This is a genomic window from Pseudomonas sp. AC211 (assembly GCF_979258055.1).
Map to the genome: position 1 here is coordinate 1,105,672 of NZ_OZ409830.1, position 12,696 is coordinate 1,118,367.

The window sequence follows — 12,696 nt, forward strand, 5'->3', positions numbered from 1 at the left end:
GCACGCTGACAGTGGCACAGGCTCGATTGACGGGATGTGCCACTTTTTGTTTGCGCCACAGATCTCTGTGGGAGCGGCTTTAGCCGCGATGCGGTTAGCGCTTAAAGCGAGTGCGGCCAACCGCAGTGCCGGACCGGCCTCTCCCACAGCGACCTTTATTCTCACGGGCTCTTCATCATGCTCAACGGCTACGGCTCGACCATTCTCGATGGCGCATGGCTGACCATTTCCCTGGCGCTGACTTCGATGGCGCTGGCGATTGTGCTCGGCCTGATTGGCGCTGCGTTTCGTTTATCGCCGATAAAGTGGCTGGCATTGCTGGGCGAAACCTACGCCACGGTCATTCGCGGTATTCCCGACCTGGTGCTGATTCTGCTGATTTTCTACGGTGGCCAAGACGTGGTGAACCGCGTGGCGCCGCTGATGGGCTTTGAGGATTACATCGACCTGGACCCGTTTGCCACCGGCGTGTTCACCATGGGTTTTATCTTTGGTGCGTACCTGTCGGAAACCTTTCGGGGCGCCTTCATGGCCATTCCCAAGGGGCAGAGCGAGGCGGGCGCCGCCTACGGCATGAGCGGTATGCAGGTGTTCTTCCGGGTGCTGGTGCCGCAGATGATCCGGTTCGCCATTCCCGGTTTTACCAATAACTGGCTGGTATTGGTCAAAGCCACCGCGCTGGTTTCAACGGTGAGCCTGCAGGACATGATGTTCAAAGCCAAGAACGCCGCCGACGCGACGCATCAGCCGTTCACCTTCTACCTGGTGGTGGCAGCGTTGTATTTGGCGATCACCAGCGTGTCGCTGCTGCTGTTGCGGGCGTTGGAAAAACGCTATTCGGTGGGCATGAAGGTGGCTGGATTATGATTTTCGACTTCGCGCCTATCTGGGAAAACATCCACCTGTACCTGGGTGGCATCCTGATCACCCTCAAGCTTTTGCTGATTTCCCTCACGGTTGGTCTGGCCGCCGCGGTGCCCCTGGGCTTGATGCGGGTGTCCCGGCAGCCTTTGGTAAACGCCACGGCCTGGCTCTACACCTACGTGATTCGCGGCACGCCGATGCTGGTGCAGCTTTTCCTGATCTATTACGGCCTGGCGCAGTTCGCCGGCGTGCGCGAAAGCGTGTTCTGGCCGTACCTGTCCAACGCCACGTTCTGCGCGTGCCTGGCCTTCGCCATCAACACGAGCGCCTACAGCGCGGAAATTCTGGCCGGTAGTTTGAAGTCGATTCCCCACGGCGAAATCGAGGCGGCCAAGGCCATGGGCATGTCGCGCGCCAAGCTGTATCGCCGCATTCTGCTGCCCTCGGCCTTGCGCCGGGCGCTGCCGCAATACAGCAACGAAGTGATCATGATGCTGCACACCACCAGCCTGGCGTCGATCGTCACGCTGGTGGACATCACCGGTGCGGCGAAAACCATCAACTCGCAGTTCTACCTGGCCTTCGAGGCCTATATCACTGCCGGTGCCATTTACCTGTGCCTGACCTTCGTGCTGGTGCGCCTGTTCAAGCTGGCCGAGCGCCGCTGGCTGGCCTACCTGGCGCCGCGTAAGGCCTGAGAATTTCCGAATTAGCAACGCCAGCCACGGCTGAACCCTTGCCTGCCGAGAACCTGACCATGTACAAACTTGAAGTCAAGACCTGCATAAACGCTACGGCAGCCATGAAGTGCTCAAGGGCGTGTCGCTGGCCGCCAAGGCGGGCGATGTGATCAGCATCATCGGCTCCAGTGGTTCGGGCAAAAGTACCTTTCTGCGTTGCATCAACCTGCTCGAACAGCCCCACGGCGGCAAGATTCTGCTCAACGGCGAAGAGTTGAAACTGGTGGCCAACAAGGAAGGCGCGCTGAAAGCCGCCGACCCCAAGCAGCTGCAACGCATGCGCTCGCGCCTGTCGATGGTGTTTCAGCACTTCAACCTGTGGGCGCACATGACGGCGCTGGAAAACATCATCGAAGCGCCGGTGCATGTACTTGGCGTGCCGAAAAAAGAAGCCATCGAAAAGGCCGAGCATTACCTGGCCAAAGTGGGCGTGGCCCATCGTAAAGATGCCTACCCGGCGCACATGTCGGGCGGCGAGCAGCAGCGCGTGGCCATCGCTCGTGCCCTGGCAATGGAGCCGGAAGTGATGCTGTTTGACGAGCCCACCTCGGCGCTTGATCCCGAGTTGGTCGGCGAAGTGCTGAAAGTGATGCAGGACCTGGCCCAAGAGGGGCGCACCATGGTTGTGGTCACCCACGAAATGGGTTTTGCTCGCGAAGTTTCCAACCAGTTGGTGTTTCTGCACAAAGGCGTGGTGGAAGAGCGCGGTTGCCCGAAGGAAGTGTTGGTCAATCCGCAGTCCGACCGTCTCAAGCAATTTCTTTCCGGCAGCTTGAAGTAAGCTTCAGCGCGGCTATTAACCTAAGACTGCTTCGTAGCAGCACAACCGGCCATGTGAATGCATGGCAACAGAGCCTAGACTGCCAGCCATGACTGCCCACCGAATCGGTTTTCTCCTCTGGCCCAACACCAAGGCCATGACCCTGGCTCTGGCCGAAGAAGCTTTGCGTGTCGCCCAGCGGGTGCACCCCGAAGTGGCCTATGAACTGGTATTTCTCCAGGCCGAACCGGCCACCGAAGGCGCCTGGCGTCTGCCCGGCGAGCCCTGGGCCGGCAAACTCGAAGGCTGCCAAAAACTCTTTCTGTTAGCGGACGAGCCGCCAGGGCACCTGGCCCCGGCGCTGTCCAGCGCACTGAAACAACTGGTGCGTGCCGGTTGCGTGATTGGCGGGTTGTCCGCAGGCGTGTACCCGCTGGCGCAACTTGGTTTGCTCGACGGCTACCGCGCCGCCGTGCACTGGCGCTGGCAAGACGATTTCACCGAACGTTTCCCCAAAGTGATCGCCACCAGCCACTTGTTCGACTGGGACCGCGACCGCCTCACCGCCTGCGGCGGCCTGGCCGTGCTGGACCTGCTGCTGGCCGTGCTGGCTCGCGACCACGGCGCCGAGCTGGCGGGCGCGGTGTCGGAAGAGCTGGTGGTCGAACGCATTCGCGAAGGCGGCGAGCGCCAACGCATTCCTCTGCAAAACCGCCTCGGCTCCAGCCATCCCAAGCTGACCCAGGCCGTGTTGTTGATGGAAGCCAACATCGAAGAACCGCTGACCACCGATGAAATTGCCCAGCACGTCTGCGTGTCGCGCCGTCAGCTGGAACGCATCTTCAAGCAATACCTCAACCGCGTTCCGAGCCAGTACTACCTGGAACTGCGCCTGAACAAAGCGCGCCAACTGCTGATGCAAACCAGCAAATCGATCATCCAGATCGGCCTCTCGTGCGGCTTCTCCTCCGGCCCGCACTTCTCCAGCGCCTACCGCAACTTCTTCGGTGCCACGCCCCGCGAAGACCGCAATCAACGGCGCAGCAGCAGCCCGTTTGAACTGAGCTCGATTCCTTCCGAACGCGGTTGATTTGCCCCGCCTTAAAGCATCGCGGCTAAAGCCGCTCCCACAGACCGCCCTCGCTCCATGTGGGAGCGGCTTTAGCCGCGATGCGCTTGACCTCGGATACCAGAAGGCGCCGTCGCTCGAGATCCCACAACCCCGCTTCGATCATATTTCCGTCCCGTCGCCAACCCTGTTTAAACTGCGCCTCTGCGAACCTTTCTGTCGCAATTCGGAAAGCCGCGGGAAATCAGGGGTTGGCGCTATAAGAAGTTGTCGCATGCCGACAATGCCCTCCCCAAATCGAGTCCCTACAATTCATTCCAACGCCGGCCTATGGGGTCGGCGGTCCTTGTCAGGAGAGCTTCGATGTCCGTTGAGCAAGTGCAGGTCCAGCGCGCCGATTTTGATCAGGTGATGGTGCCCAACTACGCCCCAGCCGCGTTTATTCCGGTGCGTGGTGAGGGTTCCCGAGTCTGGGATCAAAGCGGCCGAGAGCTGATCGACTTTGCTGGCGGCATTGCCGTGAACTCCTTGGGCCACGCGCACCCAGCGCTGGTCAAGGCACTCACTGAACAAGCCAACAAAATCTGGCACGTGTCCAACGTGTTCACCAACGAGCCGGCCCTGCGCCTGGCGCACAAGTTGGTCGATGCCACCTTTGCCGAGCGCGTGTTCCTCGCCAACTCCGGCGCCGAGGCCAACGAGGCCGCCTTCAAGCTGGCTCGCCGTTATGCCAGCGATGTGTATGGCCCGGAAAAATTTGAAATTATCGCCGCCACCAACAGCTTTCACGGCCGCACGCTGTTCACCGTAACCGTGGGCGGGCAGCCGAAGTATTCCGATGGCTTCGGTCCGAAAATCGAAGGCATCACCCACGTTCCATTCAACGACCTGGCCGCCCTCAAAGCGGCCATCTCGGACAAAACCTGCGCCGTGGTGCTTGAGCCGGTACAAGGCGAGGGCGGTATTTTGCCGGCCGACAAAGCCTATCTGCAGGCCGTGCGTGAACTGTGCGACGCCCACAACGCGCTGCTGGTGTTCGATGAAGTGCAGAGCGGCATGGGCCGCAGCGGTGAGCTGTTCGCTTATATGAACTACGGCGTCACGCCCGACATTCTCACCAGTGCGAAAAGCCTGGGCGGCGGCTTCCCCATTGGCGCCATGCTCACCACCACTAAAATCGCCTCGCACCTGGCGGTTGGCGTACACGGCACCACATACGGTGGCAACCCGCTGGCATGCGCAGTCGCTGGCGCAGTGCTCGACGTGATCAACACGCCGGAAGTACTCAACGGCGTGAAAGCCAAGCACCAGCGTTTCCGAGCGCGCCTGGAAGCCATGGCGGCCAAGTACGGCATCTTCACCGAAGTGCGTGGCCTGGGCCTGTTGATTGGCGCCGCGCTCAGCGATGCCTGGAAAGGCAAAGCCAAAGACGTGCTCAACGCCGCTGAAAAAGAATGCGTAATGGTGCTGCAAGCCGGCCCGGACGTGGTGCGTTTTCGCGCCAAGCCTGGTGATTCCGGACGCCGACATCGACGAAGGTCTCGACCGCTTCGAGCGCGCCGTGGCCAAGCTGACCCAAGCCTGACGGCTGTACGCGGACGCTGATCTGCTTTTTGTAGGAGCGGCTTCAGCCGCGATGCTCTTAAAAGAGCACCGCGGCCAACCGAAGCGCCGAACCGGCCGCTCCTACAAAATTCGAGCCTTCAGCGTTTCCGCTTTTCAAATACCAAAGAGAATTTAAGGAGTAACACCATGCTGGTGATGCGCCCTGCGCAAATGGCTGACTTGGCGGACGTGCAACGTCTGGCTGCGGACAACCCGGTTGGTGTTACTTCGCTGCCGGACGATGCCGGCCGGCTGGGCGATAAAATCGCCGCGTCGGAAGCGTCGTTCGCGGCCGAGGTGAGTTTCAACGGTGAAGAAAGCTATTTCTTCGTGCTGGAAGACACGGAAACCGGCCGCCTTGTCGGCTGTTCCGGCGTTGTCGCTTCGGCCGGTTATTCCGAGCCGTTCTACAGCTTCCGCAACGAAACCTTCGTACACGCCTCACGCTCGCTGTCGATCCACAACAAGATTCACGTCTTGTCGCTGTGCCACGACCTGACCGGCAACAGCCTGCTCACCAGCTTCTACGTTGAGCAGCCGCTAGTGGATTCGCCATGGGCCGAGCTGAACTCCCGTGGGCGCCTGCTGTTCGTGGCCAGCCACCCGGAGCGCTTTGCCGATGCGGTGGTGGTGGAAATTGTTGGCCATAGCGACGAGCAGGGCGATTCACCATTCTGGGACGCCGTGGGCCGCAACTTCTTCGACCTCAACTATGCCGAAGCCGAGCGACTGTGCGGGCTGAAGAGTCGGACCTTTCTGGCCGAGCTGATGCCGCATTACCCGATTTACGTGCCATTGCTCCCCGACGAAGCCCAGGAAGCCATGGGCCAAGTGCACCCGCGCGCGCAGATCACCTTCGACATTCTGATGCGCGAAGGTTTTGAAACCGACCACTACATCGACATCTTCGACGGCGGCCCGACGCTGCATGCGCGCACCTCGGGCATTCGCTCCATTGCGCAAAGTCGCGTGGTGCCGGCGCGTGTCGGTGAGCCTCGGCAAAGGCCGCTTGTATCTGGTTGCCAACGGCCAGCTGCAGGATTTCCGTGCAGTGGTGGTGGAGTTGGATTGGGTGCCGGGCAAGCCGGTGAACCTGGAGTGCTGATGTTGCTGAGGCCTTGGGCGTCGGTGAGGGCGCGAGCGTGCGCCTGGTTGCGGTTTAAGAGGAATAGCCATGATCGTTCGTCCCGTGCGCAGTGCTGACTTGCCTGCCTTGATAGCCCTGGCCCGCAGCACCGGCGCTGGCTTGACCACGCTGCCTGCCAACGAAGAGCGCCTGGCGCACCGCGTTGGCTGGGCGGAAAAGGCGTTCCGTGGCGAGGCGACCCGCGCCGATGCCGACTACCTGTTCGTGCTGGAAGACGACGACGGCAATGTGGTCGGCATTTCTGCCGTGGCCGGTGCCGTGGGCTTGCGTGAGCCTTGGTACAACTACCGCGTCGGCCTGACGGTGAGCGCTTCCCAAGAGCTGAATATCTACCGCGAGATTCCGACACTGTTCCTGGCCAACGATCTGACGGGCAATTCGGAACTGTGCTCGCTGTTTTTGCAGGCGGACCACCGCACCGGGCTCAATGGTCGGTTGCTGTCCAAAGCACGCTTCCTGTTTATCGCCGAATTCCCGCAGCTGTTCGGCAACAAGCTGATCGCCGAAATGCGCGGCATGTCGGATGAACACGGGCGCTCGCCGTTCTGGGAAAGCCTGGGCCGGCACTTCTTCAAAATGGAGTTCTCCCGCGCCGACTACCTCACCGGTGTAGGTAACAAGGCGTTTATCGCCGAGCTGATGCCCAAGTTTCCGCTGTACACCTGCTTCCTGTCGGAAGAAGCGCGGGACATTATCGGCCGCGTGCACCCCGATACCGAGCCGGCGCTAAACATGCTCAAGGCCGAAGGCTTCAGCTATCAAGGCTACGTCGACATCTTCGACGCCGGCCCAGCTATCGAGGCGGAAACCAACAAGATTCGTGCGGTGCGCGACAGCCAGGCGCTGGTGCTGGCCATCGGCACGCCGGGCGACGACGCCACCACCTTTCTGATGCACAACCGCAAGCGCGAAGAGTGCCGCATCACTGCCGCCCCGGCGCGTTTGGCGGCAGGCACGTTGGTGGTTGATCAGGCCACGGCCAAACGCCTGCAACTCAAGGCCGGCGATCAGGTGCGTGCCGTACCGCTAGCGGTGGAAAACAAGGAGCTGAGCCGATGAGCAGCCATTTCATTGCAGGCGCCTGGCAGGCCGGCGCGGGTGAGGCACTGGAATCCTTGAATCCGGTGACGCAAGCCGTGGTGTGGACCGGCAAGGCGGCCACGGCACCGCAGGTGGATGCTGCGGTGCAAGCGGCTCGCGCGGCGTTTCCGGCGTGGGCGAAGCTGACCCTGGACGAACGCATTGCCGTGCTTGAACGCTTTGCCGCCACCCTCAAAGCGTGTGGCGATGAACTGGCGCGCACCATTGGTGAAGAAACCGGCAAGCCGTTGTGGGAGTCGGCCACCGAGGTGACCAGCATGGTCAACAAAGTCGCCATTTCCATTCAGAGCTACCGCGAGCGCACCGGCGAGAAAAGCGGCCCACTGGCCGACGCCACCGCCGTGCTGCGCCACAAGCCTCATGGCGTGGTCGCCGTGTTTGGCCCCTATAACTTTCCCGGCCACTTGCCCAACGGCCATATCGTGCCGGCGCTGTTGGCAGGCAATGCCGTGGTGTTCAAGCCCAGTGAGCTGACGCCCAAAGTGGCTGAGCTGACGGTGCAGTGCTGGATCGAAGCGGGTCTGCCGGCAGGCGTGCTGAACCTGTTGCAAGGCGCTCGCGATACCGGTGTTGCCCTGGCCGCCCATGCGGGCATCGATGGACTGTTTTTCACCGGCTCCAGCCGCACCGGCAATCTGCTGCATCAACAGTTTGCCGGTCGCCCGGACAAGATTCTGGCCCTGGAAATGGGCGGCAATAACCCGCTGGTAGTCGACGAAGTCAGCGACCTCGACGCCGCCGTGTACACCATTATTCAGTCGGCGTTTATTTCCGCTGGCCAGCGCTGCACCTGCGCGCGCCGCCTGCTGGTGCCGCAAGGCGAGTGGGGCGATGCGCTGCTGGCGCGCCTGGTTGCGGTGGCCGCGACGATTCAGGTTGGCGCCTTTGACGCACAGCCGGCGCCGTTTATGGGCTCGGTTATTTCTCTGGAAGCGGCTCGCCAGCTGCTCAAAGCCCAGGCGAATTTGCTTAGTAACGGCGCCAGCGCCTTGCTGGCGATGACTCAGCCGCTGGAAAACTCGGCCTTGCTGACGCCCGGCATCATCGACGTCACGGCTGTGAGCGAACGCCCGGACGAAGAGTTTTTCGGTCCGTTGCTGCAAGTGATCCGTTACACCGATTTTGCCGGCGCTATCGCTGAAGCCAACAACACCCAATATGGTCTGGCGGCCGGGTTGCTGTCCGATTCTGCCGAGCGCTATCAGCAGTTCTGGCTGCAAAGCCGCGCCGGTATCGTCAACTGGAACAAACAACTGACCGGGGCGGCGAGTTCGGCGCCGTTTGGCGGCGTGGGTGCTTCGGGCAATCATCGCGCCAGCGCCTATTACGCAGCGGATTACTGCGCGTATCCGGTCGCCTCGCTGGAAAGCGAACGCGTGAGCCTGCCTGCAACCCTGACCCCGGGAGTCAGCCTGTGACTGTCGCCAATAATAAAAACACTGCTTATGAAGTGAACTTCGATGGCCTGGTTGGCCCGACCCACAACTACGGCGGCTTGTCGTACGGCAATGTGGCGTCGCAGGGCAACAGCCAGCAGGTGTCCAACCCTAAGGTCGCGGCCAAGCAAGGCCTGGCGAAAATGAAAGCGCTGATGGAAATGGGCTTCAAGCAGGGCGTGTTGGCCCCGCAGGAACGCCCGGATGTCGCCGCGTTGCGCCGTATCGGTTTTACCGGCAGCGATGCCGAGGTGATTCAGCGCGCCGCCAAAGAAGCGATGCCGCTGCTGGTCGCCAGTTGCTCGGCCTCAAGCATGTGGACCGCCAACGCCGCCACCGTTAGCCCAAGTGCGGACACCCGCGACGGGAAGGTGCATTTCACCGCCGCCAACCTCAACTGCAAATTCCACCGCAGCCTGGAACACCCGACTACCAGCCGCATTCTCGGCGCGATGTTCGCCGACGAAGGCCATTTCGCCCATCACGCCGCCTTGCCCGCCGTTGCTCAGTTCGGTGACGAAGGCGCGGCCAACCACACCCGTTTCTGCAAAGACTACGGCGATGCTGGTGTGGAATTTTTTGTGTTCGGCCGCAGCGCGTTCGATGCGCGCTATCCCGCGCCTCAACGCTACCCGGCGAGACAGACGCTGGAAGCCAGCCAGGCGGTGGCGCGTCTGCACGGTCTGGACGACGCCGGCGTGGTCTACGCCCAGCAGAACCCAGCCGTCATCGATCAGGGCGTGTTCCATAACGACGTGATCGCGGTGGGTAACGGCGAAGTGCTGTTCTATCACCAGGACGCGTTCCTGGACACCGACAAGGTGCTGGCCGAACTGCACGAAAAACTCGACCGTCGTGGCGGTCGCTTGCAGGCCGTGTGCGTGCCGCGCGATGCCGTCAGCGTTGAAGACGCCGTGCATTCCTACTTGTTCAACAGCCAGCTGTTGTCGCGCGCCGATGGCGGGATGTTGTTGATCGTGCCGGAGGAATGCCGCAACAACGAGCGCGTATGGCGTTACTTGTCGCGCCTGATCGCCGAAGACGGACCGATCCGAGACGTGCAGGTGTTCGATCTCAAGCAAAGCATGCAAAACGGCGGCGGTCCGGCCTGTTTGCGCTTGCGCGTGGCGCTTAAAGACCACGAACTGAACGCGGTAAACAGCGGCGTGATCATGACGCCCTCGGTATACGACACGCTTAACGTGTGGGTCGACAAGCACTACCGCGACCGCATGGCCGAAAGCGATTTGGCCGATCCACAACTGCTCATCGAATGCCGTTCGGCATTGATGAGCTCACGCAGATCCTTAAACTAGGCTCTGTGTACCCCTTCCAGCTTAATTAAGAGTGCCCTGACCATGTCCGATAGCCTGCAACTGATCCTCGAAGATACCGACGGCACCCAGCTGGAAACGTCCTGCACCCGCTTTGCCGTGATCTGGCAGGGCAAGGAAGTGTGGATTCAGCAAGACGGCCGCGGCCAACTGATCATCGGCGTCGACGTGGAGGAGGGCGACGAGGAATACGCCAACCTGTTGCTGCGCCCCCTGGCTACCAACCTGGTGAGCCTGGAGCTAGAAATGGAGCCGGCCGGCCAGATCGACGACGAACACGGCCACGTGCACGGCCCGGACTGCAACCACTAAAACCGCTACACCAAGACGGAACTTACCCATGCTAGCCCTCGGCAAACTGCTGGAACTGACCCTGGTGGGCCGCGAGCCGGCCGCGAAGATTCAGCTGACGCCTGACGGCGCACGGTTGCGCTGGTTGGCCGAGGGGGCGTTGGAGATTACGCCGCCTGCCGGCCAGGACAGCGGCCTGGACCTGCTGTTGTCCGCCGGCATTCACGGCAATGAAACCGCGCCTATCGAACTGCTTGATCGCTTGCTGCACGGCATTGCCCGAGGCGAGTTAAAACCCCGCGCGCGCATTCTGTTTCTGCTCGGCAACCCCGAAGCCATGCGCAAGGGCGAGCGTTATATCGAGCAAGACATCAACCGTCTGTTCAACGGGCGTCACGAGCAGAGCAGTGGTTCCGAAGCCCTGCGTGCCTGCGAGCTTGAGCGCCTGAGCGCCACGTTTTTTAACCAGGCGCCCAGCGACTCGCCTCGCCAGCGCCTGCATTACGACCTGCATACAGCCATTCGCGGTTCAAAAATTGAGCAGTTCGCGCTGTATCCATGGCGCGAGGGCTGCAAGCATTCAGTGACGGAACTGGCGCGCTTGAAGGCGGCGGGCGTGGCGGCCGTGCTGTTGCAGAGCAAAGCGTCTATCACCTTCAGCGCGTTCACCTACGCGCAACTGAACGCCGAAGCCTTCACGCTGGAGCTGGGCAAGGCGCGCGCATTTGGGCAGAACGAGGCGGTGAATCTCGATGCGCTTGAGGAGCGCTTGCAGCGGCTGATCGAAAACAACGAACCGGCGTTGGATGACACGGGTTTGGATGGGTTGCAGCTGTTTGCTGTATCGCGGGAAATCATCAAACACAGCGACGACTTTCGTCTGAACCTGCCTGCCGACATCGAGAATTTCAGCGAGCTGCCTGTGGGCTATGTATTGGCCGAAGACATCGCTGGCATGCGCTGGGTAGTGGAAGAGCAGGGCGCGCGAATTATTTTTCCGAACCCGAAAGTTAAAAACGGTTTGCGTGCTGGCATTCTGGTGGTGCCCACCAACGCTGACGCGTTGTAGTCGCCATTTAGTCGTAGAGCCCCTTGTCGCTATGGGACGCCTGCATTAGGGTCGACAGTCCGCCGTAAAAGGAGAGCTGTTAATGCCTGTTATCGACTTGCGTAGCGACACCGTCACCCAGCCCACCGCCGGCATGCGCGAGGCCATGTTGCAGGCCCCGGTCGGCGACGATGTTTACGGCGAAGACCCCACCGTTATCCGACTGCAAAACTACCTGGCCGACAATCTCGGCTTCGCCCAAGGTTTGTTCGTGCCCAGCGGCACCATGAGCAATCTGCTCGGCCTGATGGCGCACTGCGAGCGCGGCGACGAGTACATCGTCGGTCAGGAAGCGCACACCTATAAATATGAAGGCGGCGGCGCGGCGGTATTGGGCTCAATTCAGCCACAGCCATTGCAGGTTGAAGCTGACGGCTCCCTCGACCTTGAGCGTGTAGCGGCAGCGATCAAACCCGACGATTTCCACTTTGCCCGCACCCGGTTATTGGCGCTGGAAAACACCATGCAGAGCAAAGTGCTGCCACTCAGTTACCTGGCGGCGGCACGCAGGCTCACCCACGAGCGGGGGCTGCAGCTGCATTTGGACGGCGCAAGGCTGTACAACGCGGCGGTGAAACAAGCGGTTGAAGCGCAGGAAATTACCCAATATTTCGATTCCGTTTCCGTGTGTTTGTCCAAAGGTCTCGGCGCGCCGATAGGCTCGGTGCTCCTGGGCAACGATCAACTCATCGACAAGGCGCGGCGCCTGCGCAAGATGGTCGGTGGCGGTATGCGCCAAGCCGGTATCCTTGCAGCGGCGGGACTGTATGCCTTGGAACATCAGGTGGCGCGTCTGGCTGATGACCACGCCAATGCCGCGGCCCTGGCGGCCGGATTGGTGGAGTTGGGGTATAGCGTCGAGCCGGTGCAAACGAATATGGTCTACGTGAAGATGACCGGGCGGGCCGCCGCATTGAAAGCATTTATGGCCGAACGCGGCATCACCATTTCCGCTGCCGACCGTTTGCGTCTAGTCACCCACCTCGACGTGAGCCGCGATGATATTGGCCAGGTGATCGACGCGTTTGCCGCTTTTGCGCAAAAACAATCCGGTTGAAACCTGTACCTGCTGTGGAGATTTCGACTGTGCGTGTGGGTGTGGCCAACGGCGCACCAATCGTTTTCATAGAGCCCATAGCGACAAAGGCACTGTACCCCGGGGCCGAGGCCGATATAATGCGGCCCTTTGCCGGCCTAAAAGCGGTAGTTATTAGCCCTATCGCGCGCTGTACCTAATTAGA

At 61.1% G+C, this 12,696-nt stretch carries 8 protein-coding genes and 4 pseudogenes; all 12 read left to right on the plus strand.

The genetic code is table 11. From position 1 onward, the window contains the following. Positions 1-177 precede the first annotated feature (177 nt). The 12 genes and pseudogenes from ACZZZP_RS05310 (at position 178) to ltaE (ending at position 12,512) form a co-directional block, all read left to right on the plus strand. Positions 178-867 (plus strand): ABC transporter permease, encoded by a 690-nt coding sequence (locus tag ACZZZP_RS05310; RefSeq protein WP_463536333.1) that lies wholly within the window; start codon positions 178-180, stop codon positions 865-867. After that, the gene (locus ACZZZP_RS05315) at positions 864-1,562 is read left to right on the plus strand and encodes an ABC transporter permease (RefSeq protein WP_122451804.1); all 699 of its coding nucleotides are present in this window, start codon (positions 864-866) and stop codon (positions 1,560-1,562) included. Before ACZZZP_RS05310 ends, ACZZZP_RS05315 begins: the two co-directional genes overlap by 4 nt. Positions 1,563-1,621: 59 nt before the next feature. Further along, positions 1,622-2,385, plus strand: a pseudogene (locus ACZZZP_RS05320) (ABC transporter ATP-binding protein). Between the two features lie 88 nt (positions 2,386-2,473). Further along, positions 2,474-3,454 carry a transcriptional regulator ArgR gene (gene argR / locus ACZZZP_RS05325; RefSeq protein WP_122492566.1) on the plus strand — a complete coding sequence of 327 codons (981 nt, stop codon included), beginning with the start codon at positions 2,474-2,476 and terminating at the stop codon, positions 3,452-3,454. A 342-nt stretch (positions 3,455-3,796) separates the two neighbouring features. Further along, positions 3,797-5,018 (plus strand): annotated as a pseudogene (locus ACZZZP_RS05330) (aspartate aminotransferase family protein). Between the two features lie 167 nt (positions 5,019-5,185). Next, positions 5,186-6,201 (plus strand): annotated as a pseudogene (gene aruF / locus ACZZZP_RS05335) (arginine/ornithine succinyltransferase subunit alpha). 11 nt (positions 6,202-6,212) lie between these two features. Next, positions 6,213-7,244 carry an arginine N-succinyltransferase gene (gene astA / locus ACZZZP_RS05340; RefSeq protein WP_463382044.1) on the plus strand — a complete coding sequence of 344 codons (1,032 nt, stop codon included), beginning with the start codon at positions 6,213-6,215 and terminating at the stop codon, positions 7,242-7,244. Next, positions 7,241-8,704 carry a succinylglutamate-semialdehyde dehydrogenase gene (gene astD, locus ACZZZP_RS05345; RefSeq protein WP_463382045.1) on the plus strand — a complete coding sequence of 488 codons (1,464 nt, stop codon included), beginning with the start codon at positions 7,241-7,243 and terminating at the stop codon, positions 8,702-8,704. The genes astA and astD overlap by 4 nt, the downstream gene beginning before the upstream one ends. Next, a pseudogene (gene astB, locus ACZZZP_RS05350) lies at positions 8,701-10,067 on the plus strand (N-succinylarginine dihydrolase). The gene astD and the pseudogene astB overlap by 4 nt, the downstream one beginning before the upstream one ends. 13 nt (positions 10,068-10,080) lie before the next feature. Further along, positions 10,081-10,368: a topoisomerase II gene (locus ACZZZP_RS05355; RefSeq protein WP_463382047.1), complete on the plus strand. Its 288-nt coding sequence runs from the start codon at positions 10,081-10,083 to the stop codon at positions 10,366-10,368. A gap of 28 nt (positions 10,369-10,396) precedes the next feature. Continuing rightward, positions 10,397-11,416, plus strand: coding sequence for a succinylglutamate desuccinylase (gene astE / locus ACZZZP_RS05360; protein WP_463382048.1), 1,020 nt, complete (start codon positions 10,397-10,399; stop codon positions 11,414-11,416). An 82-nt stretch (positions 11,417-11,498) separates the two neighbouring features. Next, positions 11,499-12,512: a low-specificity L-threonine aldolase gene (ltaE, locus tag ACZZZP_RS05365; protein ID WP_463382049.1), complete on the plus strand. Its 1,014-nt coding sequence runs from the start codon at positions 11,499-11,501 to the stop codon at positions 12,510-12,512. Positions 12,513-12,696: the final 184 nt, after the last annotated feature.

Coding starts and splice junctions, on each gene's coding strand:
- ACZZZP_RS05310 (WP_463536333.1), top strand. CDS start 178: ATGCTCAACGGCTACGGCTCGACCATTCTCGATGGCGCATGGCTGACC.
- ACZZZP_RS05315 (WP_122451804.1), top strand. CDS start 864: ATGATTTTCGACTTCGCGCCTATCTGGGAAAACATCCACCTGTACCTG.
- argR (WP_122492566.1), top strand. CDS start 2,474: ATGACTGCCCACCGAATCGGTTTTCTCCTCTGGCCCAACACCAAGGCC.
- astA (WP_463382044.1), top strand. CDS start 6,213: ATGATCGTTCGTCCCGTGCGCAGTGCTGACTTGCCTGCCTTGATAGCC.
- astD (WP_463382045.1), top strand. CDS start 7,241: ATGAGCAGCCATTTCATTGCAGGCGCCTGGCAGGCCGGCGCGGGTGAG.
- ACZZZP_RS05355 (WP_463382047.1), top strand. CDS start 10,081: ATGTCCGATAGCCTGCAACTGATCCTCGAAGATACCGACGGCACCCAG.
- astE (WP_463382048.1), top strand. CDS start 10,397: ATGCTAGCCCTCGGCAAACTGCTGGAACTGACCCTGGTGGGCCGCGAG.
- ltaE (WP_463382049.1), top strand. CDS start 11,499: ATGCCTGTTATCGACTTGCGTAGCGACACCGTCACCCAGCCCACCGCC.